At 59.5% G+C, this 25,438-nt stretch carries 31 protein-coding genes; 9 read left to right on the top strand and 22 right to left on the bottom strand.

Annotation, left to right across the window (positions count from 1 at the left end):
• Window position 1: 1 nt before the first annotated feature.
• From aroE to xth, 8 genes are all read right to left on the bottom strand, one after another.
• Window positions 2–868 carry a shikimate dehydrogenase gene (gene aroE / locus EPN96_04230; protein TAL17737.1) on the bottom strand — a complete coding sequence of 289 codons (867 nt, stop codon included), beginning with the start codon at window positions 866–868 and terminating at the stop codon, window positions 2–4.
• Window positions 865–1,803 (bottom strand): bifunctional riboflavin kinase/FAD synthetase, encoded by a 939-nt coding sequence (locus EPN96_04225; GenBank protein ID TAL17736.1) that lies wholly within the window; start codon window positions 1,801–1,803, stop codon window positions 865–867. Before EPN96_04225 ends, aroE begins: the two co-directional genes overlap by 4 nt.
• A 211-nt stretch (window positions 1,804–2,014) precedes the next feature.
• Window positions 2,015–2,848: a 4-hydroxy-3-methylbut-2-enyl diphosphate reductase gene (ispH, locus tag EPN96_04220; protein TAL17735.1), complete on the bottom strand. Its 834-nt coding sequence runs from the start codon at window positions 2,846–2,848 to the stop codon at window positions 2,015–2,017.
• Between the two features lie 22 nt (window positions 2,849–2,870).
• Entirely contained in the window at window positions 2,871–3,305 is a 435-nt protein-coding gene (locus EPN96_04215) for an Rrf2 family transcriptional regulator (protein ID TAL17734.1), read from the bottom strand.
• 13 nt (window positions 3,306–3,318) lie between these two features.
• Window positions 3,319–3,792, bottom strand: a complete 474-nt coding sequence (locus tag EPN96_04210; GenBank protein ID TAL17733.1) for a universal stress protein — start codon at window positions 3,790–3,792, stop codon at window positions 3,319–3,321.
• A 4-nt stretch (window positions 3,793–3,796) separates the two neighbouring features.
• A complete protein-coding gene (gene amrS / locus EPN96_04205; GenBank protein ID TAL17732.1) occupies window positions 3,797–4,825 on the bottom strand; it encodes an AmmeMemoRadiSam system radical SAM enzyme in 1,029 nt (342 codons plus the stop codon).
• A gap of 221 nt (window positions 4,826–5,046) precedes the next feature.
• Entirely contained in the window at window positions 5,047–5,661 is a 615-nt protein-coding gene (locus tag EPN96_04200; protein TAL17731.1) for a nitroreductase, read from the bottom strand.
• A gap of 10 nt (window positions 5,662–5,671) precedes the next feature.
• A complete protein-coding gene (xth, locus tag EPN96_04195) occupies window positions 5,672–6,454 on the bottom strand; it encodes an exodeoxyribonuclease III (protein ID TAL17730.1) in 783 nt (260 codons plus the stop codon).
• A 61-nt stretch (window positions 6,455–6,515) separates the two neighbouring features.
• Here xth and EPN96_04190 point away from each other — a divergent pair, with 61 nt between their 5' ends.
• From EPN96_04190 to EPN96_04180, 3 genes are read left to right on the top strand one after another with little or no spacing between them, the layout of a single operon-like run.
• The gene (locus EPN96_04190; GenBank protein TAL17729.1) at window positions 6,516–7,325 is read left to right on the top strand and encodes a methyltransferase domain-containing protein; all 810 of its coding nucleotides are present in this window, start codon (window positions 6,516–6,518) and stop codon (window positions 7,323–7,325) included.
• A 44-nt stretch (window positions 7,326–7,369) separates the two neighbouring features.
• Window positions 7,370–7,822 carry a DNA polymerase III subunit chi gene (locus tag EPN96_04185; GenBank protein ID TAL17728.1) on the top strand — a complete coding sequence of 151 codons (453 nt, stop codon included), beginning with the start codon at window positions 7,370–7,372 and terminating at the stop codon, window positions 7,820–7,822.
• 28 nt (window positions 7,823–7,850) lie between these two features.
• Window positions 7,851–8,570 carry a hypothetical protein gene (locus EPN96_04180; GenBank protein ID TAL17727.1) on the top strand — a complete coding sequence of 240 codons (720 nt, stop codon included), beginning with the start codon at window positions 7,851–7,853 and terminating at the stop codon, window positions 8,568–8,570.
• A gap of 60 nt (window positions 8,571–8,630) precedes the next feature.
• On the opposite strand, the gene EPN96_04175 is transcribed toward EPN96_04180, so the two are convergent.
• From EPN96_04175 to EPN96_04125, 11 genes are all read right to left on the bottom strand, one after another.
• The gene (locus EPN96_04175; GenBank protein TAL17726.1) at window positions 8,631–8,909 is read right to left on the bottom strand and encodes a hypothetical protein; all 279 of its coding nucleotides are present in this window, start codon (window positions 8,907–8,909) and stop codon (window positions 8,631–8,633) included.
• 10 nt (window positions 8,910–8,919) lie between these two features.
• Window positions 8,920–9,516, bottom strand: a complete 597-nt coding sequence (locus tag EPN96_04170) for an aldolase (GenBank protein TAL17725.1) — start codon at window positions 9,514–9,516, stop codon at window positions 8,920–8,922.
• Window positions 9,516–11,306 carry an aldehyde ferredoxin oxidoreductase gene (locus EPN96_04165; GenBank protein TAL17724.1) on the bottom strand — a complete coding sequence of 597 codons (1,791 nt, stop codon included), beginning with the start codon at window positions 11,304–11,306 and terminating at the stop codon, window positions 9,516–9,518. Before EPN96_04165 ends, EPN96_04170 begins: the two co-directional genes overlap by 1 nt.
• Window positions 11,307–11,558, bottom strand: a complete 252-nt coding sequence (locus tag EPN96_04160; protein ID TAL17723.1) for a hypothetical protein — start codon at window positions 11,556–11,558, stop codon at window positions 11,307–11,309.
• Window positions 11,555–12,079 (bottom strand): 2-amino-4-hydroxy-6-hydroxymethyldihydropteridine diphosphokinase, encoded by a 525-nt coding sequence (gene folK / locus EPN96_04155; GenBank protein ID TAL17793.1) that lies wholly within the window; start codon window positions 12,077–12,079, stop codon window positions 11,555–11,557. Before folK ends, EPN96_04160 begins: the two co-directional genes overlap by 4 nt.
• A gap of 2 nt (window positions 12,080–12,081) precedes the next feature.
• On the bottom strand, window positions 12,082–13,251 hold the full coding sequence (locus EPN96_04150) for an LL-diaminopimelate aminotransferase (protein ID TAL17722.1): 1,170 nt from the start codon (window positions 13,249–13,251) through the stop codon (window positions 12,082–12,084).
• A 20-nt stretch (window positions 13,252–13,271) separates the two neighbouring features.
• Entirely contained in the window at window positions 13,272–14,069 is a 798-nt protein-coding gene (locus EPN96_04145; GenBank protein TAL17721.1) for a 4-hydroxy-tetrahydrodipicolinate reductase, read from the bottom strand.
• A complete protein-coding gene (locus EPN96_04140; protein ID TAL17720.1) occupies window positions 14,066–14,950 on the bottom strand; it encodes a 4-hydroxy-tetrahydrodipicolinate synthase in 885 nt (294 codons plus the stop codon). The genes EPN96_04145 and EPN96_04140 overlap by 4 nt, the downstream gene beginning before the upstream one ends.
• 61 nt (window positions 14,951–15,011) lie before the next feature.
• The gene (locus EPN96_04135; GenBank protein ID TAL17719.1) at window positions 15,012–15,281 is read right to left on the bottom strand and encodes a zinc ribbon domain-containing protein; all 270 of its coding nucleotides are present in this window, start codon (window positions 15,279–15,281) and stop codon (window positions 15,012–15,014) included.
• A gap of 605 nt (window positions 15,282–15,886) precedes the next feature.
• Window positions 15,887–16,078, bottom strand: a complete 192-nt coding sequence (locus tag EPN96_04130) for a hypothetical protein (GenBank protein TAL17718.1) — start codon at window positions 16,076–16,078, stop codon at window positions 15,887–15,889.
• A gap of 263 nt (window positions 16,079–16,341) precedes the next feature.
• A complete protein-coding gene (locus EPN96_04125; GenBank protein ID TAL17717.1) occupies window positions 16,342–17,151 on the bottom strand; it encodes a futalosine synthase in 810 nt (269 codons plus the stop codon).
• A 122-nt stretch (window positions 17,152–17,273) separates the two neighbouring features.
• Here EPN96_04125 and EPN96_04120 point away from each other — a divergent pair, with 122 nt between their 5' ends.
• The 6 genes from EPN96_04120 to EPN96_04095 all read left to right on the top strand — a co-directional run bounded on the left by EPN96_04120 (window position 17,274) and on the right by EPN96_04095 (window position 22,978).
• Entirely contained in the window at window positions 17,274–19,082 is a 1,809-nt protein-coding gene (locus EPN96_04120; protein ID TAL17716.1) for a menaquinone biosynthesis decarboxylase, read from the top strand.
• Complete coding sequence (locus EPN96_04115) at window positions 19,075–20,070, top strand: serine acetyltransferase (protein ID TAL17715.1); 996 nt, start codon at window positions 19,075–19,077, stop codon at window positions 20,068–20,070. Before EPN96_04120 ends, EPN96_04115 begins: the two co-directional genes overlap by 8 nt.
• On the top strand, window positions 20,045–20,461 hold the full coding sequence (locus tag EPN96_04110; GenBank protein ID TAL17714.1) for a membrane protein insertion efficiency factor YidD: 417 nt from the start codon (window positions 20,045–20,047) through the stop codon (window positions 20,459–20,461). The genes EPN96_04115 and EPN96_04110 overlap by 26 nt, the downstream gene beginning before the upstream one ends.
• Window positions 20,458–21,300, top strand: coding sequence for a hypothetical protein (locus tag EPN96_04105; protein TAL17713.1), 843 nt, complete (start codon window positions 20,458–20,460; stop codon window positions 21,298–21,300). Before EPN96_04110 ends, EPN96_04105 begins: the two co-directional genes overlap by 4 nt.
• A gap of 218 nt (window positions 21,301–21,518) precedes the next feature.
• The gene (locus EPN96_04100) at window positions 21,519–21,977 is read left to right on the top strand and encodes a single-stranded DNA-binding protein (GenBank protein TAL17712.1); all 459 of its coding nucleotides are present in this window, start codon (window positions 21,519–21,521) and stop codon (window positions 21,975–21,977) included.
• A gap of 185 nt (window positions 21,978–22,162) precedes the next feature.
• On the top strand, window positions 22,163–22,978 hold the full coding sequence (locus EPN96_04095) for a DUF2971 domain-containing protein (protein TAL17711.1): 816 nt from the start codon (window positions 22,163–22,165) through the stop codon (window positions 22,976–22,978).
• A gap of 69 nt (window positions 22,979–23,047) precedes the next feature.
• On the opposite strand, the gene EPN96_04090 is transcribed toward EPN96_04095, so the two are convergent.
• From EPN96_04090 to EPN96_04080, 3 genes are all read right to left on the bottom strand, one after another.
• Window positions 23,048–23,440 carry a hypothetical protein gene (locus EPN96_04090; GenBank protein TAL17710.1) on the bottom strand — a complete coding sequence of 131 codons (393 nt, stop codon included), beginning with the start codon at window positions 23,438–23,440 and terminating at the stop codon, window positions 23,048–23,050.
• Window positions 23,441–23,515: 75 nt separating this feature from the next.
• Window positions 23,516–24,883 carry a dipeptidase gene (locus EPN96_04085; GenBank protein ID TAL17709.1) on the bottom strand — a complete coding sequence of 456 codons (1,368 nt, stop codon included), beginning with the start codon at window positions 24,881–24,883 and terminating at the stop codon, window positions 23,516–23,518.
• A gap of 13 nt (window positions 24,884–24,896) precedes the next feature.
• Complete coding sequence (locus EPN96_04080) at window positions 24,897–25,358, bottom strand: aminoacyl-tRNA deacylase (GenBank protein ID TAL17708.1); 462 nt, start codon at window positions 25,356–25,358, stop codon at window positions 24,897–24,899.
• Window positions 25,359–25,438: the final 80 nt, after the last annotated feature.

Genomic DNA, 25,438 nt, shown 5'->3' with positions numbered 1-25,438 from the left:
TTCAACCCGCCTGATGCGTCAGGACGGCTTTTTTCATCACGTCAACCGGAGGCTCCCGCCCGGTCCACAGCGAAAACCCCTCGGCACCCTGCCAGACCAGCATGGAAAGGCCGGAAGCGGCGGCAAACCCTGCCTCCGCGGCCTCTCTCTGGAGGGGCGTCGGTCCCTGCCCGTAAGCCATGTCGTAAACCAGAACGCCGCCAGCAAACCGCTTTAAATCCCAGGGCCAGCCCGACCCGGCCTTCAGGCCGAGCGGGGTGGCGCTAGCGAGAAGGTCTCCCGCATCCAGAACTTTCGGCGCGGATTCCTCCTTAACGGCTTTTATCGCGGCGCCCTTGAGCCTCGCGGAAAATTCACCGGCAAGCGCCGAAGCCGAGTCGAAACTTCTGCCCGCCACGAATATGTATTTTACGCCTCCGGCGGCCAGTCCACAAATCGCCGCCCTGGCCGCTCCGCCGGTCCCGTAGACAAGTGCCTTCGCCTTTTCGGGCCTAAAGCCGAGATCCTGACGGACGGCGCGGACAAAACCGGCCGCGTCGGTGTTGTAACCCTTCCACCCCTTGTCGCCCCGGACCAGAGTATTGACGGCTCCGGTCAAGGCAGCGCTTTCGTCGAGTTCGCGGCAAAGGGCCATGCCCGCGACTTTGTGCGGCACAGTAAGGTTCAGTCCGCAAAAGCCGAGCTTCCACGCCCCCCTGACCGCCTCTTCGAGGTCTTCGGGCTCCACCTCGAAGGCGAGGTAGCAGGCGTCGATGCCGCAGCTTTTCAGCGCCGCGCTCTGCATCACGGGGGAGAGGGTGTGGCGGACGGGACAGCCCAGGACGCAGTAAAGCCTCGTGGCCGCCCCGACCTCTACCGTGACCGTCAATTCTCCTCCGCGAGGGCCGACAGCGTTTCTCTGACCCTTGCCACGTCGGCCCGTATGTGGCTGACAAGGGCCTCGACCGAGCCGAAGGCCACCTCGCCCCGGAGCTGGCTTACGAAGACGAGCGAAAGGGGCTGCCCGTAGAGATCTCCCTCAAAATCGAGCAGGTACGCCTCGATGTTGACGCCGCCGTCGCCGAAGGTCGGGTTCGGCCCGATGTTCACGGCCGCCATTAGTCTTTTGCCGCAGGTAAAAGCCCAGGCGGCGTAGACGCCGTTTCCGGGCACCGCTTCCTGACGCGGCAGAAGGTTCGCGGTGGGAAAACCGAGGTTCTTCCCCCTACCCCTTCCCTTCACCACGACGCCGTGAATCTCGTAGGGCCGCCCGAGAAGTCTCTTCGCTGACTCGAAATCGGACCTGCCGACGGCCTCACGCACCGCCGTAGAGCTCACCCTCTCGCCGTCGAGCAAAAAGGGCTCGAAGGAATGCACGGCGAAACCCGCCTTTTTGCCGATCTTCGACAAAAGGCCGAGGTCCCCCTCCCTTCCGTTGCCGAAGGCGAAGTCGGGGCCTACCCATACCTCGGCGGCGCCCAGCTTTTTGCCGAGCACCTCCGCAGCGAACTCTTCGGGCGTCTGCGCCGCGAAATCACGGTCAAAACGCGCCCTTACGAGCACGTCTACCCCAAGAGCCCCGATGAGTTCGGCCTTGTAGTCGAAATCGGTCAGCATCGGAGGGCACCTCGAAGGGTTCAGCACCCTGAGGGGGTGAGGATCGAAGGTTATCACGATGCCCGGCCCTCCGGTTTTCTGCGCCCGTTCTACGAGTTTTTCGAGAAGCGCCCGGTGCCCCCGGTGGACGCCGTCGAAGTTTCCGATAGTAACCGCCGAGGAGCAAAATCTGCCGGGCTTTAAATCCGTATCTTCAATTATAAGCATCTTTGAAATGCGCCTTATTACGGGCAAGGCCCAAGCGCGGTAAACCTGTAATTTCTATCTAAGTTATAGAGAAAAGGGCGGTATGTCAAGGATTCGGCCCGGCGGCGAAGGGGGTTCGGGCGCCCCTGAAGCGCCCGTGGGCGCGGCTGGTTTTCTTTGCGGTGAAGGGAATCGGAAGGGATGGGAATCGCCGGAAGCAAAGGGGGCTTTATCAGCAGTTCTCCAGGGCCTCCCGGACCTCTTTGATTACCCACAGCGGTGTAGAAGCTCCCGCGGTCAGCCCGATCTTTTTGAGCCCCCGCAGCTCGTCGAAGGGCAGATCCCTGGCGGTCTCGATGTGCCAGGCCTTTACGCCGCTCGACACGGCTATCTCGTAGAGCCTTCTGGTATTGGCCGAATTTTGTCCGCCGATTACTATTATCCCCTCGACCTCGGAGGTAAGCCTTCGGACGTCTTCTTGCCTCTTGTGGGTGGCGAGGCAGATGGTGGAGAGGGCTTCCCCCTCCTCGTAGCGCTCCAGAAACCTTTCCCGGATGAGCTTGTAATTCTCCTCGTCCTGGGTGGTCTGGGCCACCAGCACCGCCTTTTTCATCGGCGGCAGCGAATCGATCTCTTCGGGGCTCTGCACAACCAGGGCATCCTCCCCCGCGTATCCCAAAAGCCCCGCGACCTCGGGGTGATCGGCGTCTCCGGCGATGACCACCCTGTAGCCCTTCTTCACGTACTCAACGATCTTCTCGTGTATCTTCTCGACCTTCGGGCAGGTGGCGTCTATGAGGAGGGAGGCCTCGCGGCGGAGTTTTTCGGCTGTCTGGGGGGTGACGCCGTGGGCCCGGACGATTACCGTCGCGTTGGGAACCGGCTGATCCTCCCCGAGGGGGACTATCCCTTCGGCGCGCAGACGATCGAGCTCCTGCGGGTTATGGATGAGGGGCCCGTAGGTATACACTGTTTCGCCTGTAGAATGAGCCGCGTCGAGAGCCATTTCCACGGCCCTGCGGACGCCCATGCAAAAACCGGCGGCTTTCGCGATCTTTATTTCCATTTAACGGCCCTGGGGAGGCATTTCAACTGCAGGCCCTGGCTTTTTGAATCTCGTTCTTTTCCCGTATCAGGTCGGCGAGGGTCTTGCCGCCGAAGCGCTTCTCGATATACCCCCTCACGTCCTGCCAGAGGATGTGGACGGGGCAAAGATTCATCCGGTCGCACTGCTGATCGGCGGTAAGGCAAAGATTGAGGGAGAGAGGCTCGTCCACCGCGTGCATCACGTCGAGCAGCGATATCCTCTCGGGGCTTTTCGCCAGCGCGAACCCCCCCGCGACGCCCCGCCTGGACACCACCAGCCCCTCCTTTATCAGGGGCTGGAGTATCTTCGCCAGAAAGGCCGGGGTTATGTCCTCCGCTTTGCATATCTCGTGTTTTGAAACCACCGAGGCGGGATATTTGGCCGCCAGGTGCAGCATCGCCCGAATCGAGTATTCCGTAGCGCGTGTTATGACCAAGAGGTTTTCTCCTTCAGCCGGACTTTTCCATGGCGGTTTGCTCTTCTTCCGAGGGTCGCACTACGAGAACCGAACAGGGGCTCGTCCTGACCACCTTCTCGGCGACGCTGCCGAGCATGAACCTCATGAATCCCCTCCTGCCGTGGGTCGTCATCACCACGAGATCGGCCTTCTCGCTTCTGGCGAGGCTCACTATCTCGTCGGCGGGATTTCCCGTGCGTACTACGGTATCGACCGAAATGCCTTCCTTCTTTAGCGTCTCGGCTTCCTGTTCGAGGATCTGCTTCATCCGGTGGGAAAACTGCTCCTCAAGCTCAATGTTTACCGAGAACTCCTGATAGCCCTCGAAGCCCGCGACGGGAAGCTCGACGACGCCGAGGAGGATTATCCTGCCGCTCTCTCTTTTGGCGACCTTTATCGCCTCCCGAAGGGCGCGGCTTGAAAAGCGGGAGCCATCGACGGGCACAAGTATATTTTTAAATCCCATTACGTCACCTCCAGAAGACGCCTGCTATTTCCCTGCCGCAGGATGGGCACTTGTTCGGGCGGTCGATGTGAAAATCGTTTATGCAAAACCCCTGACGGGATATCAGTAGCGCCTTGCAGCCGGGGCAAAAGGTGTTCGCCCCCTGCGCGCTTTGCCGATTGCCAGTGTAAACATATGAAAGCCCGGATAAAAGAGCTTTTGTGCGCGTTTTTTCCAGAATATCCGATTTCGTCGGCTCCACATCCATCATTTTATAGGTCGGATGAAACCCGGTAACGTGCCAGGGCATCTCGGGATCGACGGATTTTATGAACCCGGCGATCTTGTCCAACTCTTCTTCGGAATCGTTGTACCCCGGTATAACCAGCGTCGTCACCTCTACCCAGACCCCGATTTTCTTGAGGTTCCTTATGGATTCGAGTACGGGCTCAAGCTTCGCATGGCATACCTTCCGGTAAAAATCCTCCGTCATCCCCTTCAGGTCTACGTTTGCCGCGTCCAGAAGCCCGTCAAGAGCCTTGACGGCTTCCGGGGTCATGAAGCCGTTGGTGACGAAAATATTTTTGAGCCCCTCCTCGTGGGCCATCTCCATTATGTCGAGGGCGTACTCCATGAAGATGGTGGGCTCGGAATAAGTATAACTTATCGACGAAGCTCCCGAGGCCATAGCCTCGGAAACGATGCCTCTCGGATCGACGTAGGACCCCGGCATTTTCGCGGGCGGGCCGGGGGCCTGGCTCAGCGAGTAGTTCTGGCAGTGGCTGCAATCGAGGTTGCAGCCGACGGTTGCCAGCGAAAAGGTCAGAGAACCGGGGAGGAAATGGTAAAGGGGCTTTTTCTCGACCGGGTCAAGCCCCGTGGCCGCAACCCTTCCGTAAACCAGAGTGTAGAGCTTCCCCTCGCGGTTTTCCCGCACCCTGCATATTCCCCGCTTTCCGGGCTTTATCCTGCAACGGTGCGAGCAAAGAAAACACTGTACGTCCCCGCCCTCCGACGGTTCCCAGAACCCGGCTTCCCTGACGCATGGATCCATCCTGAACTCCTTTCAGTGGTCTTTTCCCAAGGATATACCCCGGGCAACCGCTGTCAAGACATTCAGGAGTGATTCAGTTATAGTTCAAAAATCCCGGTTAGTCAACACCTGACCGGGGCAGACGAAGCGAAGAGGTGGGTTTTGCGTAGAAGGGAAAGAGGGTTCCGTCGCGGCCGATGAAAAACCGGTGCCGGCGGCCGGCTCCGCGTCCGGCCCTCTCTTTACTCGAAACCTACGGGGCCGAAGGTTTTTTTGACGATCTGTTTCGGAGGCGAGACTATAATCTCGTCCAGAGGGCGCTTGGGGACGTGGTGGACGCCGTTTTCATCCCGCCAGTAGCGTATGGAGCCGTCGGCCGGTTCAAGCTTGACCTCCTCGGCCGGTTTCCCGAGGGCCAGGACCAGCCGTATTTCGAGGTAGTCGGGCAGCTTTATAATCTCGCGGAGGGTTTCCTTCTCGATGGCCCCGATTATGCAGCCGCCAAACCCCATGCTTACCGCACCCAGCATCATCGTCTGGGCCGCTATCCCGTCGTCGCACCAGATGTTTTTGGTAATCGTCGAATCGGCGCAGATTACCACGTAGCCTGTCGGCCGCTCGCCCACCTCCGGCCCGGACCATTCCCCCAGGTAACGGGCCCAGGCAAGGCAGGGAAATATTTTCATGTTTGTCTCGGGGTCTGAGGAGAGGAAATACTTCAGAGGCTGCTGGTTGGCCGCGCTCGGCGCCATCCGGGCGAGGTTTACGAGCTGGAGGAGATCTTCCCTTGCCAGCGGCGCGGATTCGTCAAAGCGCCTGTAGCTTCTGGATTTTTTTACCAGTTCCGCGAATTTCATCTCTCTTCCCTCACAGATCGAACTTCGCCCACACTACCGTATGGTCTGACGGTTTCACCCATTTGCGCGGGCTCTCGTCAATAACGCAATCCTTGCAGCTCTTCGCGAGCGGCCGGGTGGCGAGCATCAGGTCGAGGCGGATTCCAAGCCCCTTCCAGTACATTGCCCCGCGGTAATCCCACCAGGTGTATCTGCCCGCCTCATCGCTGTGGAGGCGGTAAAGGTCGGCGAGCCCGAAACCGGCCACCCCCGAAAGGGCCTCGCGCTCCCTGGGTGAACAGAATATTTCCCCGCTTCTTTCTGAGGAATTGTATACATCCCTGTCTTCCGGCGCCACATTGAAGTCTCCGCATACGCACAAAAGTTCGGAGGGAGAGTGAAAGGCGTCGAGATAATTGCGGAACTCCCGAAAAAAATCCAGTTTGTACGCATACTTGTCTGAGCCCACCTCTTCACCGTTGGGCATGTAGACGCTAATCACCCGCACGGGCCCTGCCTCGGCGGACAAAACCCTCTTCTGTCCGTTCAGGGGGTGGTCGGCGGGGAGGTGGGCCAGCCCCTCCCTGACATTTGCAATACCGCTGCGGGAAAGGATGGCGACCCCGTTGTAGGTCTTCTGCGCGCTTACGGCGAAATCGTACCCCGCTTCCCTGAAAAGCTCGCCGGGAAACTCATCTGCCGGGGCCTTGAGTTCCTGAAGGCACAAAACGTCGGGAGACGCCCTTTCGAGCCACTTTTTCACATGGCCGGCGCGGGCCCTTATGGAATTCACATTCCAGGTTGCGATTTTCATGGCTTTCTTTTAAAACTCCCTTGGCGTCTCACCGGCATATTCATACAGAAAATATATCACCATGACAAAAAGAAGTTTCTGGAAAACCATTGAGATCCCCTGCGCCCCCGGCGAGGCCGGAGCGCTCTGGGATAGGTGGCGGGAAAAAGGGGCTGCCGGAGCGGCAACCTCGCGGGGCAGCGGAATCCTTCACCGTGATTTTCTGCGGGTCTTTTGGCCGCTGGAGGACGCAGGGGAGGCGGACCTTTGCGAAGAGGACTGGACCGGCCACTGGAAGGAAGCTTTTACCGGGTTTCGGGTGACGAAGACCATAACTGTCGCCCCGGCCTGGGAGGCGCGCGAGCCGGGTGAGGGCGAGACGGTCATTTACATAGACCCCGGCATGGCTTTCGGCGCCGGAGACCACCCTACCACCCGCCTCTGCATAAGGATTCTGGAAAATATCCTGCAGGACGTTCAGTTTGAAGGCGGGATCCTCGACGCCGGGGCGGGAACCGGGGTTCTCTCCATAGCGGCGGCGAAACTGGGGGCGAAAAAGATTACCGCCCTTGACATCGACCCCTTCTGTTTCGCCAGCGCCGAAAGAAACGTGAAAACGAACCGGGCCGGGAATGAAGTTACCCCGGTTCTGCTCTCCCTCGACCTCCTCCCCGGCAGCTACGGTCTCGTTATGGCCAACATCGTGGCCGGGCAGCTTAAATCGCTCGCCGGAGAGATTAAGAGCCGCCTCGCCCCCGGCGGTCTGCTTCTTTTGTCCGGTTTCGAGACCGCCGCGCTCCCCTCGATCGAAGAAGCTTTCGCTCCGCTGGAAAAAATCATTGTTACTGAAGAAGAGGGATGGGTCGCGGCCCTTTTTAAGGCCGGGGCGTAAGCTACCCTTGTCGAGTTAAAAACCATAAGGTAGTATCCCTGACCATGAAAAGCTCCGCCGTCACCGCCGATTTTTTTGAGGTTCCCGCCGCGCGGCGGGAGGAATCCCTCTGCGAGAAAGTCTCCGCCTTCTACGAGAGCGGGGAGCGGCTCTACGTGTGGGCTCCCTCCGAAGCGGCGGCGAAAAAACTCGACGAACTTCTCTGGACCTTCCGGGACAACTCCTTCGTCCCGCACGCGCTCTGGAGCGGCGAGGAAACGCCGCTGTCCGAGCCGGTGGCGGTGGGCTGGAAGCGGGGAAACCCGAACGGCGCGAAGAAGCTGGTGGTGGCAGGGCCGGTGGATGTAAAAGAGTTGCTGTCGGCGCAAGATTCCTTCAGCTCCATAGCCGATTTCGTCCCAAGCGGCGACAAGGCCGCGACGATCTCGGCCAGAGAGAGGTACAAGCTGCTGCGCGAGGCGGGGGTCGAGCTTACACACCACCCCCTGAACGGATAACGGACAGATTTTCTTGACGGAGAATTTGATGAAACGGATTAACGCTACGGCAATTCTGGCACTTATTCTCGCGCTGGTCTTTCTGGCCGCCGATCCCGCTTCGGCGGCGATGAGCAGGAGAAAAAAGGACGCGGCCGCAAACGTCAGTGAAACGACAGGGTCGGCGCAGCCCGCCGCCGTACAGCCTGCGGCGGTTCAGGCGGCCCCCCCGGCCCAGGCCGCGACAGAACAGGCCGCTCCCGCGCAGGCCCAGCCCGTACCTTACCCGGCCTCCTCCTCGGCTCTCATGGTCCAGAGCGCAAAGCCCTCCGTCGAAACGCCCATCAGGCAGGGGAAGGTCGAAGCGGGCGGAGCGCTGGCCTACGCCTGGACCGGCGGGATGACCGACACCATGACCCTTCGCGGCAGGGTGGGGTTATTCTACACCCGCGAACTGTCGCTGGGGTTGTCCTTCACGACGAACCTCGACGGGAGGGACAACGTAAACTCCTTTTTCATCGAACCCCAGTACCATTTCTTCGTCGATCCGAAGCTCGTGCCTTTCGTTGACGCAAAGATAGGCGGAGGCCTCCTGGGAGACGGCTCGGACAACCATTTCACCTCCTTCGCCCTCGGCGTGGGCGGCGGAGTGAAGTATTTTCACGAAGACGACGCCTTCTTTTACCTGCAGTTCGACGACATTCACTACTTTGGCGACGGAGGCATCGCCAGCCTTTCTCTCGGCCTGGGGCTTGCGAAACTCTTCTGAGAATAAAAAGAGCCCGCAAATTTCTTTGCGGGCTCTTCGATTATTTAAAGACTGTAGATTTCAGACGCGGGGCATCCCCTCGAACCTGCCTGAAAACTCCTCGAAGGGAACCACGGGGGCCGCCGCCAGACGGTGCTCGATCACCTGTCTGCGAAGAGAATTCTCTTCCTCCTCGGCCGGCGCCGCCTCTTCTCCTTCCTGGGCTTTTTCCCTGAGTATCGGGATCAATATCGCTGACGCCACCGACAGTACCAGTATGAAAAAGCACAGGAGCCAGAGGTACCCAAGCCTGTTTGAAAGTTCCATCTCGCCGAATCGCTGACGCAGCCTTGTAATCATTTAAGATACCCTACCAACTCTCGAAGCGCTTCGCGCCCTTCCGGTATTCCTTGATGTTTTCCTTGAAGCCACGGACAAGGTACAGGATGCGGGCGGAAAATTCCAGTGAAGAGGTTAGCATGTACGCCTCTTCCAGTAGTTCTCCGATGGCGAAGGCCCCGTGGCCGCGCAGCATCACCGCCTTGTGGTCCCTAAGCGCCTCGGGGACGATCCTCGCCACCTCCTCGCTCCCGATTGTCTTTTGAGCGCTGACCACGGGAATCCTGTGGAGGAGATAGGAGCCCTCGGAATCGACAGGGACAAGCGCGTCTTCGGCGAGGGAGAGGGTTGTGGCGTGGACGGGGTGGGTGTGTACGACGGCGAGCGCGCTGGTCGCCATGTAGATGGCCCTGTGGACGATAAGCTCGGAAGAGGCGAGGGTCACCATCGCGTCGTCCTTTTCGAGGCCGGTTTCGATGAGGTCGGAGGGTTTCAGCCTCCCGATCATCGAGCCCCGCCGCGTAATCACTATGCGGTCCCCCATCCTGACGGACATGTTCCCGGCGTGGGAGCTTACGAGCCCGGCAAGGAAGATGTCTCGCCCGATGTCGCGGAACATTTCGTACATTATCCGGCCTCCGTTTCCGAACCAGCCAGCCCGAGGCTCCTTAATTTTTGAGGTGTCGGCCTTCCTTCGGCGTCCCACCCTCTGAACCGGTAGTATTCGTCCAGCATCGCCTTGAGCTCGACGACTTTTCCCGCCGAAGGGCCTTCGGCGAGGGGTTCGGAGAGAAGCCTTTGCGGAAGGGTGTCGTCGCTTCGCCGAAAGCCTCTCTCGACGTTAATCAGCCTTTCGAGGTTGTAAATCCGCTCGCCCGCCGTCATAAGCCCCTGCGCGTCGATCTCCATCCCCGACACCGAGCTTAGCAGCCGGGCGTAGTAATCGTCTTTCAGTGCGAAGGAGGTGAAGCGGCACATCCCTATCGAGTCTACGGCGGAATTGAGGTTTTGCGAGACGATGACGAGCCCGGCCTTGCCCGAAGTGGCGAACCTGTCCACCAGCTTGGGGACGGCGAGTATCTCCGGGGCCACCATGTAGGCGCGCAGGTGGCACCCGCCGCGCGACGAGGTCGCGTAGGAGAGCCCCTGCCCCTGGCATCCCCTCGGGTCGTAGGCGGGAAGTTCCAGTCCCTTGACCGCAATCGAAGCCCACGGCGCGCCTGAGTGGTCGCAGAGTTCGCGGCTGCCGTCCCGGAGTACGGCGCCCCGCCCCTCCCCCTTCGCCATCTGCGCCAGAAGCTCGCCGATTCCCTCCGTCCCGCCTTCGAGGGGGTTCCAGCCGAGCCTGCCCTCTTCGTAAAGCTCTCTGGCGGCGGCGATGGTGGACCCGGCGGAGATGGTGTCGAGGCCGAGATCGTTGGAAAGCCTGTTGAGGCGCACGATCCCGCTGAGGTCATCGAGGCCGAGCGCAGCTCCGAAGGCCCAGAGGGTCTCGAATTCCGGTCCCTCCGACTCCTCGCCATCGACGGTAACCCTTCGGCCGCAGACTATCTGGCAGCCGGGGCAGCCGTGCCTCCCCGTCAGGATGTTGTCTCGTATCGCCTCGCCGCTTATGCGTTCCGCCCCCTCGAAGCGCCCGGCGCGGTAGTTTCCGGTGGGAAGGGCCTCGACCGAGTTCATCACGTTCATCAGAACCGCCGTGCCGAACTGGGGAAGCCCCTTGGAGGTAATGGGATGGGCTGAAAGGAGCTTTTTGCACTCGTCGACGATAAACTCGAAACCCTCGGGGTCGGCGGGAAAGACCTCCCCTTCGCCGAAAATGGTGATGGCCTTCAGTTTCTTCGCCCCGAAGAGCGCGCCCAGCCCTCCCCTGCCGAAAAACCGCCCGTCGTTGCAGACGTTGGCGATGAGGGAGCCGTTTTCACCCGCCTGTCCGATGGTAATGCAGGCCGCTTTTCCGTTTTCCCTCTTCAGCGCCTCCCTTGCCGCCCCGTTGCCCAGCCCCCACAAGGAAGAGGCGTCGATAAAGCGCGGGTCGCCGGGGCCGATGTCGAGACGAAGAGGCGAGGAGGAGACTCCTTCGATGAAGAGCGCGTCGAACCCCGCCCTGCGAAGGTATTCCCCCGCCCTTCCGCCGGAATTGGACTCGAAGACCGTGTTGGTCAGCGGGGAGATGGCGGTAAGAGAGGTGCGCGAGGAGCTTGGCGCTTTCGTGGCGGACAGGGGGGAGGCGGTAAGGATCAGGGGAGCGGACTCGTCGAAGGGGTCGCAAAGGTGGCGGCCAAAGGAGCGCAGCAGCCGGGCTCCGAGCCCGCGCCCGCCGAGGAACTTTTCCAGTTCCCCGCGCTCCAGTCCAATCACCTCGAAGGTGCGGGACGAAAGATCGGCCTTAAGAAGCTTTCCTGCCCAGGTTGACACTCAGCCCTCTCTCTCCCGCCGCTTTTCCCAGGCTTCCAGACACTCCCTGCTGCAAAAATACCTTCCGTCGCCCCTCTTTAAGGCGGAGCTCTTCGGGATATAGACGCCGCACTGGGGATCCTGCACCAGCTCGTCCTTTACGGCGCCCGCCGGTCTGTGCTTTGGTTTTTCCTCTTCGGAACCGAAAAAAGCCTCGCTTAAAATCTTGTAGGCTATGTAGCCGAGAAAAATCAGTACCGCGAGTTTTATCATTTGCCTGACCCGCCAAGGGGGTCGAACTTTTCGCCGAAAGGTTTTACCCCTTCTATCTCGCCAAGTCCGGCGAGCAACTTTGCGACGCTCTTTTTCAACACCGGATGGACCGCCTCGGGAGCTATCTTCGCGAGGGGGACGAGGACGAAGGATCTTAAATGCATCCTCGGGTGGGGGATTTCAAGTGCCTCTTCCCTTATCACCCGCTCTCCCCAAAGGAGGATGTCGAGGTCTACCGTCCGGGGGCCGTCAGCGACCTCCCGCACCCTGCCAAGACTCTTCTCCACCTCCATAAGCACATGGAGGAGTTCGCCGGGAGGCAGCGAAGTTTCGAGCGTCAGAGCCCCGTTAAGAAAGGCGGGCTGCCCCTCGGGGCCGCCGACGGGGGCGGTCTCGAAAAGGGGGCTTACCGCCCTGACCCTTATCCCTTCGGCCTCGTCGAGCGCGCGCACCGCCCGCGAAAGGGTCCCGGGGACATCCCCTATGTTTCCCCCGATGGCGACGTGGACGAGGGATGTCAGCACTATACCAGTTTCGCCTTGACCAGGCGGTCCACCGCTTCGAGAAGGCGCTCCTCGGGAAGGCAGAGGGTCATTCTCGCGTAGCCTTCCCCGGCCTGACCGAAGCCGTTTCCGGGAGTCGCGACCACACCGGTCTTGTCGAGCAGTTCCTTGCAGAAATTGGCCGAGGTCATGCCGTTCGGAACGGGGAACCAGACGTAGAGGGTAGCCTCGGGCGCGCGCACCTTGAAACCGGCCTCGCGAAGACCCTTGACCAGCACGTCCCTGCGCCTCTTGTAGATGTTGCGCAGCTCTTCCTGCGGCCCCTGATCGCCTTCGAGCGCCTCGATGCCCGCAATCTGAATAGCCTCGAAGAGGCCCGAATCGACGTTGGTCTTTATCTTGCCGAGACCCGCGATCACCTCGGCGTTGCCGACGGCGAAACCTATGCGCCAGCCGGTCATGTTGTAGGTCTTGGAGAGGCTGTGAAACTCTATCCCGACCTCCTTCGCTCCCGGTACCTCCAGGAAGCTGCAGGGGCGATTGTCGCCGAAATATATTTCCGAGTAGGCGTTGTCGCTGCAGACGATGATGTCGTATTTCTTCGCGAAGGCGACGACCCTCTCGTAAAAGGGTTTGTCCGCAACCGCCGAGGTGGGGTTGTTGGGGTAGTTTATGAACATTATCTTCGCCTTCTGGCGAACGTCCTCGGGTATCGCTTCCAGATCGGGCAGATAGCCGTTATCCTCCCTGAGGGGCATGAAGTAGGAGCGTCCGCCGGCGAAGATGGTGCCGATGTTGTAGACCGGGTAGCCGGGGTCGGGAACGAGGCTTACGTCGCCCGGATCGATAAAGGCGAGGCTGATGTGGGCTATGCCTTCCTTGGAGCCGATGAGGCTTACGACCTCGGTGGCGGGATCGAGTTTTACGCCGAACCTTCTGCCGTACCAGTTGGCGACCGATTCGCGGAACACCTTAAGCCCCTGATAGGAGGGGTAGCGGTGGTAGGCCGGATTGGGCGCCACTTCCTGGAGCTTGCGCACGATGTTGTCGAAGGTGGGCATGTCCGGGTCGCCTATGCCGAGGTCGATTATGTCCACCCCGCGCTCCCTGACGGCGTTCTTGGCCCGGTCGATTTCCGCGAAAAGATAGGGCGGCAACTGCGCCACCCGGTGAGCAAGCTTGAATTTCATTAAAATCCTCGATCAGATAATTATAAGCCCAGTAAATCCATCATTTCATAAACGCCCGGCTTCTGGGAGGGAATCCAGAGGGCGGCGCGAAGTGCGCCCCTCGCGAAGGTCTCCCTGCTCGAAGCCTTGTGCGTAAGTTCCAGACGCTCTCCGAGAGCGCCGAAGATTACCGTGTGGTCGCCGACGACGTCCCCGGCGCGCACCGCGTGTATTCCAATTTCTTTTTTCGTCCTCTCGCCGGGAAAACCTTCCCTGCCGTAGACAAAATCCTTCGTCTCGTCGCGCCCCAGAGCCTTCGCGGCAGCCTCGGCCAGCCTTTTGGCGGAGCCGGAGGGGGAATCCTTCTTGAAGCGGTGGTGAGTTTCGACTATCTCCACGTCGAAATCGTCGCCCAGCAGCTTCGCGGCCTCGAAGACCAGCTTGAAGAGGACGTTCATACCCACGCTCATGTTGGCCGCGAGAAATATCCTCGCGTCCTTGAGAGCGGCTACCCGTTCCTTCTGCTCCTTCGTGAAGCCGGTGGAGCCTACGACGATGGCCTTGCCCAGCTTCGCCACGGTCACGATGTTCTTCATCGAGACCTCGGCGCTGGTGAAATCTATGAGCACGTCGGCGTTTTTCATCGCCTCGGCCACGTCGCCGGTAACGAGAACATCGACGTTGCAAAAGCCGCAGACCTCGCCCGCGTCCCTGCCTATCGCCGGGTGACCGGGCCTCTCCACCGCTCCCGCGAGGACCATTCCGGGGGTCTCGCGCACGAGCCCGGCGATAAGCCCGCCCATGCGCCCGCCCGCACCGGTGACGGCTACCCGGATCACTTCGCGCCCCCGGCGAGGCCGTAAGCCTCTACGGTCTTGCGCAGCTTTTTGAAGCTCTCCTCGCGAAGCTGGCAGAGGGGCAGGCGCACGGTATCCTCAATCCTGCCCATCATCCCAAGCGCGGCCTTTACCGGCACAGGGTTTACCTCGACGAAGAGGTCTCTGGCCAGCGGGGCCATCTTGTAGTGGAGTTCCCGCGCCTTCTTGATATCTCCGGCGAAAAAGGCCTCGCACATAGCGGACATGTCCCTCGGCGCCAGGTTCGAGACAACGGAGATTACGCCGCAGCCGCCAAGGGCGAGAAGGGGAAGATTGGTCGCGTCGTCGCCGGAAAATACGTCGAAGGACTCGCCGCAAAGCTCGATAATCCGGCTCACCTGCTCAAGGTTTCCCGTGGCTTCCTTTATCCCCACGATTCCGGGAACCTTGGAGATGCGGGCCACAGTCTCGGGAGCGAGGTTCACCGCCGTGCGGCCCGGCACGTTGTAGACGATTATGGGGAAGGCGGATTCTTCCGCCACCTTTTTGTAGTGGAGGTACATCCCCTCGGGAGAGGGCTTGTTGTAGTAGGGGGTTATCATCAGGGCGGCGCTGGCCCCGGCCTTCTTCGCGTGAAGGGTGAGGGCGACCGCCTCGGAGGTGTTGTTGGAGCCGGTTCCCGCGATTACGGGCACCCTCCCTTTCGCCTCCTCCACCGCTATCTCCACCACCCGCCGGTGCTCCTCGTGGCTGAGGGTGGCGGATTCCCCGGTGGTCCCGCAGGGGACGATGCCGTGGATGCCCTGGGCTATCTGCCAGTCTATGTGGCTGCGAAAAGCCTCCTCGTCGATCTTCCCGTTCCGAAAGGGGGTAACGAGAGCCGTTATTGCGCCGCGAAACATGCTTTCCTCCTGAGGGAAAATAAAAAACCGGATTGAAAAAAATTATCGGGAAAGGGGAAGGCTACTCCGCGCCGGGGCACCCGGAGCAGGAGGACTTTGAACCGGCTGCCCCGCAGCCCCCCTTGGGTTTGGCGTCGTCGCCGGATTTTTTGCCGGCGTAACCGCTTTTGTACCAACCCGATCCCTTGAGCGCGAAGGAACTTCTGGAGAGAAGCTTGGCTACCGGACCCTTGCCGCACTCGGGGCATTCGGAAAGGGGCGGATCGCTGAATTTCCTCTGGAGTTCAAATTCTTTTTCGCAGGCGGAGCACTTGTATTCGTAAATCGGCATAACCGGACCTCACTGACGGCGTTTCAGACAATAAAGAAGAAGAACTATAAACTATAACACCGCTTTTTTCCCGAAGCAACGCCGAGGAAGCGGAGGTAGCGGGTCAGTTTGGGAAAAGGAATAAAAAAGCCCCTAAGGGGCCGTGCGGAAACTACGGGGATTCAAAATCATCGTTTAATCGAGAAGCAAGACTGTGGGTAGTCGATGATGAGTTTAAAATTTCCGAGAAAATTTCGCACTCCCAGAATGACGCAGTGCAGATTCGGCATGTAGTCTATCGGTGTATTCAAAATGGTATGGACGACGGTAGCGTTGTCAGCAGCGCCACTATCGTCCACCTTCAAAATTTCGATAGAGGTAGTGTGTGAATAGGCCGTAGTTACTCCGTTCCCGGTCCCGATTCGTTTTGGAGCCCCGGCGTTAAGATTATGACCTAACTCCTGTGCAATCCATGCAGGAAGAGAGCATTCATCCGCCCCTGTGTCAATCAGACCCCATTGTAAGATCGATTGCCCAGTAGCCGGATTGATAATTTTGACGGGGAGCATGGGCCGGGCCATTTGACCCGGCGCAGTAGCTTTGAACGGATATGCGGTGATCGGCATTTAGTATACAAACACCGCCGATTTCTCCGGGACGTACATCACGACCGGGGATTCATAACCTTTTTTACGAGCCGAGGCCATTACGGCGGACGGGTCTTTTCCAGATGCAACGACCTCGCTGTCGTAGAAGGACACCATAGCGACATACTTGCCGCTATACTTTTTGTCCTTAACCAAAACCTGTGCGTCCATTACATTCTCCTCACGCTGCATACCGGTACATCTAACTATCTCGTACCGTACTCAGATGGTCCAGCTAAAGTCAAGTTAAATGACGCCGTAAATTGGCGCTCCAACCCGTAAAATGGCTTGTTCAAATCTACCGGGGGTTTCTCTCTTTTTCTCATAACATAAGGGTACACAACGCTCAAGCATCGTCAACCCGCTCAAATTTCAAGCCGGCCCACACTGCCGGAGAGGGCGGAGCAAAGAGGCATAAGGATTGCGGGAGCCCCTCAGGCGACGTCGAGAGGGCGAAGCGGAAGCAGCTTTTCAATCAGCCCCAGCTTTTCGGCCTCCCTCGCGAAATTTTCGAGGCCGCGAAGATGCCAGGCGGTCAGATCGTAGGAGATCGTCTGCCAGTATTCGACCAGTTCCTCCACCCCCAGCCATTTCGCCTCCTCGGCGTCTGCGGCGTATCTGGCGAAGGAGCGGTAGGCCCTCTGCCTCGCCGCTATCAGGCGGCGGTAAAGTTTCCTGAAGGCCTCGGGCTTTTCGGCGTAGCGGTCGCGCCTCGCTATCCAGAGGGCGAAGACGAAGGGGTCGCCGGTCTGGTCCAGCCAGAGCTTGCCGAGGTCGTAGACGAAGGGGTACGCGCCCGCTTTCGCGGCGCGCAGGGCCTCGTCGCCGATGAGGAGAAGCGCCTCTCCTCCCTCGCTTACTGTGACGTACTCGGGCTTTATCCCCTTCATCCCCTCCAGAATCACCTTAAGGAGCGCGACGGAGGTCGCCGAGGCGGGGGTCAGCGCAACCTTCGCCCCATCCAGCCGTTCGAGGGAAACTTTGCTGAAGAGGAGCACCGAGGCCACCTCCCCGATGGAGGAGATGGAAAGGTCGGGCAAAAAGCCGTAAAGCTCCTGATTGGCGAGGTACTCGAAGCTGCTCGAAGGCGAGATGTCTATCTCCCCCTCCCGGAGCTTTTTGTTCAGTTCGGTGGGAACGCCCCTGACGAAGGAAAGCCCCCCGGCCTCCTCGTCCTCCTCCAGAGCCCTGAAGATGGGTGTGCAGTTCGCGAAACCGATTCTTCCGATTCTCAGGCTTTCCATAACGCCTTTTACATCTCCCCTTTTTAAGGTTTTTCGGAGCGCTCTTATGGTAAATTAATGTGGATTTGAATGGTTAACATACGACCCAAGATAACGCGGGTCAAGCGGGGAAGGATTTTTCCTTGGCGGCTTTTGCCTCTCTTCGGGAATTCATAACTGCGCTGGAAAAGGCGGGGGAGCTAAAACGCATCGCCGAAGAGGTTTCCTGCGACCTCGAAATCGCAGCGGTAAGCGACCTCGAAATGAAGTCTCCCGGCGGCGGCAAGGCTCTCCTTTTCGAGAAGGTGACGGGCCATTCGATGCCCGTCCTCGTCAACGCCTTCGGCAGCAAAAAGAGAATCGCGATGGCGCTGAACGGCGACCCCGACTCCCACGCGGCGAGGATAGAGGAGCTTTTGCACCTCGCCCCGCCCACCGGTATCGGGGATTTTCTAAAGCTACTGCCCAAGGTGGCCTCTCTGCGTTCGGTGGTCCCCAGGAAGAAAAAATCCGGCAAACCGCCCTGTCAGGAGGTGGTCCTCACCGGCGAGGCTATCGACCTGACGAAGATTCCGGTCCTCACCTGCTGGCCGGACGACGGCGGCCCCTTCGTCACCCTCCCCTGCGTCGTTACGAAAGACCCCGCGACGGGAAGGCAGAACGTGGGGATGTACCGGATCCAGATTTTCGACAAGAAGACCACCGGGATGCACTGGCACATCCACAAGGACGGCTCGGTCAGCCACGACGCCCACCGCAGGCTGGGAAAGCGGATGGAGGTGGCCGTGGCCATCGGCACCGACCCCGCCGTCACCTACGCCGCCACCGCCCCGCTCCCGCAGGGTATCGACGAGTTCATGTTCGCCGGATTCCTGCGCCAAAAGCCGGTGGAGCTGGCCAGATGCGTCACCGTGGACCTCTGGGTTCCCTCTACCGCCGAGATAATCCTCGAAGGTTACGTCGAGCCGGGAGAAACTCGGATAGAGGGGCCCTTCGGCGACCACACCGGCTACTACTCGCCCGCCGACCCCTACCCGGTCTTCCACCTCACGGCGATAACCCACCGCAAAAACCCGGTCTACTTCGCCACGGTGGTCGGCATTCCCCCGATGGAGGACGAGTGGCTCGGGTGGGCTACCGAGAGGCTCTTTTTGCCGCTCCTTCGCACCAACTGGCCTGAGGTCGTTGAGATGCACCTCCCGGTGGAGGGGGTCTTCCACAACCTCTGCCTCGCCTCCATACGAAAACTCTACCCGATGCAGGCCAGGAGGCTGATGAGCGGCTTTTGGGGCGCGGGACAGATGAGCTTCACCAAGACCATCTGCGTGATGGAGGAAAACGACCCCGTACGCGACCCGGCGGCGGCGCTCAAAGTCGTCCTCGACAGGGTCCGCATCCCCGAAGACCTCGTCTTTTCCGAGGGAGTGCTGGACGCCCTCGACCACTCCTCCCCCCACCCCCTCTGGGGCGGCAAGTTCGGCGTAGACGCCACGGTGAAGATCGAGGGCGAGCCGGGAGCGGGAGAAATCCTTCCGGCCTCTCCCCCTGTAGGGCCGGAAGAGGTATATTCAAAACTCAAGAGTTCTTTTCCGGGCCTTCTAAGCTGCCTTGCGCCGGTCCGCGGGACGCGCCTCGGCCTTTTTCTCCTCGTCCTCGAAAAGAGGCGGCCGGGGGAAGGTGCGGAGCTTGCGAAAAGCGCCCTCGGGTGCGAGGGAGTGGACATAGCCGTAGCCGTCGAAGGGAGCGCGGGCGACCCCCTCGGGGTTCTGGCCTGGAGGGCGTTCTCCTCGGTCGATCCGAAGCGGGACATCGCCGTGACCGGCAAAAAGCTGGCGATAGACGCCACCTTCAAATCCGGCCCGGAAGAGGGCCATTTCCGCGAGTGGCCAAAAGAGGTATCTCATCCGCCCGAAGTCATTACAAAGGCGAGGAAGCTGCTAAAAGATGAGTGAGAAGAAAAAGATAATTCCGGTTCTAGACCCTCTTTCGGAGGAGGGCGTCGTCTGCAGCGCCGTAGAGGACCAGACGAAGGACTGCAGGGAACAGCTCCCCGAGGTCGTCGAAGCGATACTCGAAAGCTGCCGTAGCGATGCGGAGACCATGACCCACGTGGAATCAGAGCTTCTGCCCTCCAAGGAGGAGGTCAGGCGGCTCGTCCGCATGATGCTGGAGATAGTCTTTCCCGGCTTTTTCGGCGACAAGCTTGTTGACAGGTCCTCCCTCCCCTTCTACATCGGGGAAAAGACCGCCGAACTCCACGACAGGCTTTCGCTGCAGATCGAGCGCGCCATCCGCCACGAGTGCAGGCGCACCAAGCGCTCCTGCACCCACTGCGTCGAGCTTGGGAAGATAGACGCCCTCGAATTCCTGAAGAAGATGCCGGAGGTGAGGCGTCTGGCGGCCAGCGACGTGCGCGCGGCCTTCCGCGGCGACCCTGCGGCCAAGAGCTACGACGAAGTGGTCTTCTGCTACCCCGGCCTTTTCGCCATAACCGTTTACCGGCTGGCCCACGTAATGCACAGCCTCAAGGTCCCTCTTCTTCCCCGTATGATGACCGAATACGCCCACGGCGAAACCGGCATAGACATCCACCCCGGCGCGGCGATCGGCGAGGAATTCTTCGTGGACCACGGCTCCGGCGTCGTCATCGGCGAGACCTGCGAGATAGGCAAGGGCGTCACCCTCTATCAGGGCGTCACCCTCGGCGCGCTGAGTTTCGCCAAAGACGAGCAGGGCGCTCTGGTGCGGGGCACCAAGAGACACCCGACCATCGAGGACGAGGTGGTCATCTACTCCGGCGCTACCATCCTCGGCGGCGCGACGGTCGTCGGCAAGGGCAGCGTTATCGGGGGCAACGTGTGGGTGACGCGCTCCGTCCCGCCGGGGACGACCGTAACCATGTCGAGCCCGGAACTTGTCTACCGGCAGCGGAAAGACTGATTTGAGGAAACTTGCGGCGGCACTGCTTCTTCTGTCTCTTGCCCGCCCCGCCTTCGCGGGGTGGAACCCTCCGGGATGGGAGAAACCCCCTCCCGCCGCTGTGGAAGGGGGCGTCGGCGCGGGTGAAACGGTCGCCAACGGGCTGCTTTACGTCTACCGCAGCTACGTAAGCCCCATCGACAGCGGCAAGTGCCCGAGCTACCCCTCCTGCTCCGCCTACGCCCTCTCGGCGATAAAACAGTACGGCCCCGCGGCGGGGATAATGCTCACCGCCGGGCGGCTGGTCTCCGAGGCCGACGAAGCCGCTTTCTCCCCCGCCGTCTACAAGGGGCGGTGGCTGGTTTCGAGCCCTCCCGAGCGGGACATGGCCTTTCTGGCTGGTGAAAAGTGAAGCGCCTTATTCCCCTTTTGCTCGCACTCTTTCTTGGAGCCGCCGCTTATTGCGCTCCTCCTCCCCCCGAGAGCGCCGAGGGGATGCTCTCCTTCGCCGAGGCGCTCCTGAAAAATCAGGACAGCTACCGGGCAGCGACGGAGTTCATGCGCGTCATTCATTTCTTCCCCGACGACACGGACATAACCGCGAAGGCTCTTACCGGCCTCGGGCGCTCCTACGCTTCGGCGGGAAGGTGGGAAGACGCCTCGGGGGCTTACAGCGCCCTTTTCAACCTCGAACCCACCGCCGAAAACCGCCACCTCTACGGAACGGCGCTCTACCTCGCGGGCATCTACCCTCCGGCGGTGTCGATACTCACCGGCGGCGAGAGCACCCCGGAGTCCTACCGCACCCTCGCCACCCTCGCCTGGATAAAGAGCGGGGAGAAGGCGAAGACACCGGCCAAACTCGACGCCGAAATCGTCAAAGAACATGAACGGCTCCCGGGAAAGAGCCCCGCCCTCGCGGGCCTTCTCTCGGCGGTGCTGCCGGGCTCGGGCCACCTCTACGTGGAGAGGCCGCACGACGCCCTGATGGCCTTCGCCGTTAACTCCATCTTCATCTGGGGAACAATAAGCGCGGCGAACCGTGGCAACGAGGAGGCTGCCCTGGCCCTCGGCGCTATCGAGCTTATCTGGTATTCGGGAACGATTTCGGGAGCGGTGACCGGGGCGCAAAAGTGGAACCACCGCGAAGAAGAGAGATTTTTCGAGCGCCGCGAGAGCGGGAACATACCCTCTTTCTCCCTGTGGGGCGATGCGAAGGGTGGAGGAGTTCTCCTGACCTCTTCGTTTTGACTGAGGCTGTGAAAAACTGTTGCGAGACCCGTTTTCTGTGTCGCGTGCTCGCTCAAAGCTCGCCTAACACCCGGTTATGTCTCGCTTCTCGCTGTGCGTCTCCTTGAAACCGGATCTTCTCTCGACGTTTTTCAACAGCCTCAAAGGCTATGGTGTTGACCAACCGGTAGCGGGCGTCTAGAATCACCCCATTATAAAAACAGCAAACGGAGCATAAAATGGCCAGAGGCGTAAACAAGGCGATACTGATAGGAAATCTCGGCAAGGACCCCGAGGTGCGTTACACGCAAGGGGGCACCGCCGTGTGCAACTTCTCGCTGGCGACAACCGAGCGCCAGAAAAAGGGCGACGAATGGGTTGACCACACCGAGTGGCACAACATCGTCGTCTTCGGAAAAACGGCCGAGAACTGCCAGCAGTACCTCAAGAAGGGCTCCACGGCCTACATCGAGGGGCGCATCCAGAACCGCAAGTGGCAGGACAAAGAGGGCAAGGACCGCTACACCACTGAGATAGTCGCGCAATCCATACAGTTTCTGGGCGGACGACCCAGCGGCGGAGGAGGCGGCGGAAGCAGCAGCGCGGACGCCGGTGGCGGAAGCTACGGCGGCGGCGGCGAGGATTTCCCGAGCGGCGGCGGCGGGGGGTTTGACCCCAACGACGACATCCCGTTTTAATGCAGGTCTAAATTTTGATTTTGTAAACAATTAGCCGCAAGTCTTTGGATTTGCGGTTTTTGTGTTTTCGACCTTTGTAAATTAATTTAGGCCACCAGAATGCTTTTGAAAGGCAGTTGCGGGGGCCGCGAAATGCGAGCAAGCGGGAGACGCGATACAAATGCACCCAACTAAAGGACTTCATTGTGATTACTCTTTATAAATACAGGCCGTTTAACGAATTTCTTAAGCCAATAATTAAGTCACAGAAAATATTTTTCCCTGCAAGAGCTAAGCTTAACGATCCGGAAGATTTGAAAGTAAATCTCATTAATGACGTGGATGAAGATATATATCGTAATTTTCTGTTGCAAAGAGCACGGCAGGAATTATGGCCACGCCAACGTTTAAGATATGAGCTTAAAAAATGTTTAACAGCCCAAGGGTTATCCAAACTGGCTATAAAAAAAATTGAAAACACACAAAGAGTTATGCAAAATTATCTAGATACCCTTGGCATACTGTCGCTCACTAAAGCTAAAGATAGCCCAGAATTGTGGAAGGAGTATGCCGATGAAGGCAAGGGTGTATGTATTGTTTTCCATTTGCCTGAAAAAAATGAATATTTATTTGAAGTTAAGTATGAAGATCAAAGGCCACAGTTGCTATTGAGCAAATTAATGTTGAGTCCTGACGCCGAATCAGAAATGATGAAGGTATTATATACAAAAACAAAAGCTAAATTTGAACATGAGGCAGAATGGCGTTATTTTCTCAAGAATGGTAATTCTGAATTCCCATTTATAGGGGCTGTTGAATCGATAATTCTCGGTAAAAACATGCCTACCAAACACAAAGAAACAATTCAGGGTTGGATTGCGGACGCACCAACTCCAATTCGGGTTATTATATATAAATTCGGGGGCATTACCAGGGCTGTTGGAAAACGTCGAGAGAAGCCCCGGTTTCAAGGAGACGCACAGCGAGAAGCGAGACATAACCGGGTGTTAGGCGAGCTTTGAGCGAGCACGCGACGCAGAAAACACAGGCTCGCAACAGTTTTTCATCAACCTCCATGCACTAAAGCCAGCCTAATCGCTTTCGTTTTTCTTGGGCTTTATCATCCGGTTCCACCCCAGAACGAAAATTATCGTCGCGCAATAGACCACCGCCTGCCAGAAGGGCGCGAGGAAGAATTTCAGCGGTGTTTTTGAAGCGGTATCGACGAAGAGCTCGTTGTACATTACCTGGGAGCCTATTACCGCCGAGGTTATCGAGCCGATAAAGGCGAAGGAAAGGGCTGCGATGTTTTTGGCCTGCTTCGGGAGGAGCGCGAAGGCCGCGGAGGGCGTTATGAGTAGGGGCACGAAGGCGACGGCGGCAAGCGACGACGCGCCCTTGATCGCTATGACGACGAGAACCAGCGCGCCAAGCGCGTTTACGAAGTATATGGCGTTGTTCAGCGCCTTGTTTTCAAAACCCATGAATCGCTCCTGAATTATCGTTTAACCTTGCAATCGGGCATTTAACCACGCCGCGAAGGTTTTTGGCCAAACAATTTAAAGTCTTCCGGCAAGTTCCGTAAGCAGCCTCGCTGAAAATTCCATCCCGCTACGCAGATCCTCAAGCCTGAAATGTTCGTCGGGGCCGTGGATGCGGTCGGAGACGCGCCCCAGACCTGCGAGGACCACCGGAGCGCCAAGGGATTCGGCCAGGGTGTGTACGACCGGGATCGTCGCCCCTTCCCGTATCCTGAAAGGCTCCCTCCCGTAGGCCGCCTCCATCGCGGCGAGAGCTCCCTCCACCGCCGGACCCGAGTAAGGCAGAAGGACCGGCTGCGCCTTGGCCAGCATCTTTGCAGTCATCGTGACGCCCTTCGGCATCACGCTTCTCATCTTCGCTTCGAGGAGTTCGGCGATTCTGTCCGGGTCTTGACCCGGAACGAGGCGGCAGGAGATCTTGGCGGAGGCCGCGGAGGGAATTATCGTCTTCGAGCCCTCTCCGATGTAACCGCTCCACATCCCGTTGACGTCGAGGGTCGGCCTAGCCCAGAGGCGCTCAAGCCAGGTATAGCCGACTTCCCCGGCGAGGGTTTCGACCCCGATTTCCTTCGCGGACGCCGCCTCGTCGAAGGGGAGCTTCTTCCAGTTGTCCCGCTCCCACTGTGCCACAGGGGCAACGCCGTCGAAAAACCCCTCAACCATAATCCTGCCCTCTTCGTCCTTGAGGGAAGTTATCATTTTAGCCAGCGCCTGCGCGGGGTTCATCACTATCCCGCCCATCACGCCGGAGTGGAGGTCGCGGTCGGGGCCGGTGACGGTGAACTCCATGTAGGCGAGCCCCCGGAGGCTGTAGGTGAGGGCCGGGAAGCCGTCGCCGTACATCGGGCCGTCGCTGACGATTACGGCGTCGCAGGCGAGCTTTTTCGCGCTTTCCCGCACGTAGTTGTCGAACTTGCCGGTGTTCGCCTCCTCCTCTCCCTCGACGAGGAAGATGACGTTGACCGGGAGCTTTCCGTAAGCTTTAAGGTGCGCCTTCGCCGCCGCGTAGTGGCACCAGAACTGCCCCTTGTCGTCGCTGGAACCCCTGCAGTAGAGTTTCTCGCCGTCGATGACCGGCGTAAAGGGCTCGTGGTTCCAGCCATCGCTTTTCACGGCGGGCTGCACGTCGTAGTGGCCGTAGATGAGAACGGTCGGAGCGCCGGGATTTTTGTCCCACCTTCCGAGCACCGCGGGATGGCCGCCGGTCTCCTCGACGGAGGCGGCAAAGCCGTCCATTTTCATCTTTTCAGCGAGCCATTCGGCGCAGCGGCGAACGTCACCGGCGCTTTGGGGGTCGGCGCTGACGGAGGGAAAGCGCAGGAACTCGAAAAGCCCGGAGAATGTCTCCGCCTCGCTGTCTTTCAGTGCCTTTAATATCTTTTCCATCGCACCCAAACCCTCAGGCCGTAAGGTCGGCGGTCTTCGCGCCGAGACTCTCCCTGATGTCCTTCGGGGAGAGAAATATTATGCACCCGCGCCGCCCGCCGTTTATCCCGGCCTTTTCAAAGCCGGTGAGCGACTCCTCCATCCAGACCTCCATCGCCTTCCTGACGCCGAAGGGGCTTATCCCGCCGACGAGATAGCCTGTCTGCTTTTCGGCCTCCTCCACCGTGGACATGCGGGCGTTTTTTCCTCCCGCGACGCGGGCGAGCTTTTTTAGGGAAAGCTCCCTCCCCGCGGGCATCAGGCTAAGGACGAAGCGCTTGTCGAGTCCGGCCACGAGGGTCTTTATCATCGACTCGGGCGGCCAGCCGAGGGCCTCGGCGGCGTACTCGGCCCCTTTAACGCGAAAGTCGTACTCGCGAATCTCGTAGGGAATCTTTTTCGCGTCGAGAAAGCGCATCGCCTGGGTTACGGACATCTTTTTATCTCCTGAAGATGGAGAACACCGCTACTCCAAAGAGCTTGTCAAAAACGTCGCGAGCAGCCCCGGATGCAAGG

The organism is bacterium (genome assembly GCA_004322275.1).
Taxonomy (GTDB): Bacteria; Desulfobacterota; Deferrisomatia; order Deferrisomatales; family BM512; genus SCTA01.
This window is presented reverse-complemented; position numbering and strand designations above follow the sequence as displayed.

Bases quoted from the DNA above. Each gene is read 5' to 3' on its own strand.
- EPN96_04225 (TAL17736.1), bottom strand. From the start codon at position 1,803: ATGCTTATAATTGAAGATACGGATTTAAAGCCCGGCAGATTTTGCTCC.
- ispH (TAL17735.1), bottom strand. From the start codon at position 2,848: ATGGAAATAAAGATCGCGAAAGCCGCCGGTTTTTGCATGGGCGTCCGC.
- EPN96_04210 (TAL17733.1), bottom strand. From the start codon at position 3,792: ATGGGATTTAAAAATATACTTGTGCCCGTCGATGGCTCCCGCTTTTCA.
- amrS (TAL17732.1), bottom strand. From the start codon at position 4,825: ATGGATCCATGCGTCAGGGAAGCCGGGTTCTGGGAACCGTCGGAGGGC.
- EPN96_04200 (TAL17731.1), bottom strand. From the start codon at position 5,661: ATGAAATTCGCGGAACTGGTAAAAAAATCCAGAAGCTACAGGCGCTTT.
- xth (TAL17730.1), bottom strand. From the start codon at position 6,454: ATGAAAATCGCAACCTGGAATGTGAATTCCATAAGGGCCCGCGCCGGC.
- EPN96_04190 (TAL17729.1), top strand. From the start codon at position 6,516: ATGACAAAAAGAAGTTTCTGGAAAACCATTGAGATCCCCTGCGCCCCC.
- EPN96_04185 (TAL17728.1), top strand. From the start codon at position 7,370: ATGAAAAGCTCCGCCGTCACCGCCGATTTTTTTGAGGTTCCCGCCGCG.
- EPN96_04180 (TAL17727.1), top strand. From the start codon at position 7,851: ATGAAACGGATTAACGCTACGGCAATTCTGGCACTTATTCTCGCGCTG.
- EPN96_04175 (TAL17726.1), bottom strand. From the start codon at position 8,909: ATGATTACAAGGCTGCGTCAGCGATTCGGCGAGATGGAACTTTCAAAC.
- EPN96_04170 (TAL17725.1), bottom strand. From the start codon at position 9,516: ATGTACGAAATGTTCCGCGACATCGGGCGAGACATCTTCCTTGCCGGG.
- EPN96_04160 (TAL17723.1), bottom strand. From the start codon at position 11,558: ATGATAAAACTCGCGGTACTGATTTTTCTCGGCTACATAGCCTACAAG.
- EPN96_04150 (TAL17722.1), bottom strand. From the start codon at position 13,251: ATGAAATTCAAGCTTGCTCACCGGGTGGCGCAGTTGCCGCCCTATCTT.
- EPN96_04140 (TAL17720.1), bottom strand. From the start codon at position 14,950: ATGTTTCGCGGCGCAATAACGGCTCTCGTTACCCCCTTTCGGAACGGG.
- EPN96_04135 (TAL17719.1), bottom strand. From the start codon at position 15,281: ATGCCGATTTACGAATACAAGTGCTCCGCCTGCGAAAAAGAATTTGAA.
- EPN96_04130 (TAL17718.1), bottom strand. From the start codon at position 16,078: ATGGACGCACAGGTTTTGGTTAAGGACAAAAAGTATAGCGGCAAGTAT.
- EPN96_04125 (TAL17717.1), bottom strand. From the start codon at position 17,151: ATGGAAAGCCTGAGAATCGGAAGAATCGGTTTCGCGAACTGCACACCC.
- EPN96_04115 (TAL17715.1), top strand. From the start codon at position 19,075: ATGAGTGAGAAGAAAAAGATAATTCCGGTTCTAGACCCTCTTTCGGAG.
- EPN96_04100 (TAL17712.1), top strand. From the start codon at position 21,519: ATGGCCAGAGGCGTAAACAAGGCGATACTGATAGGAAATCTCGGCAAG.
- EPN96_04090 (TAL17710.1), bottom strand. From the start codon at position 23,440: ATGGGTTTTGAAAACAAGGCGCTGAACAACGCCATATACTTCGTAAAC.
- EPN96_04085 (TAL17709.1), bottom strand. From the start codon at position 24,883: ATGGAAAAGATATTAAAGGCACTGAAAGACAGCGAGGCGGAGACATTC.
- EPN96_04080 (TAL17708.1), bottom strand. From the start codon at position 25,358: ATGTCCGTAACCCAGGCGATGCGCTTTCTCGACGCGAAAAAGATTCCC.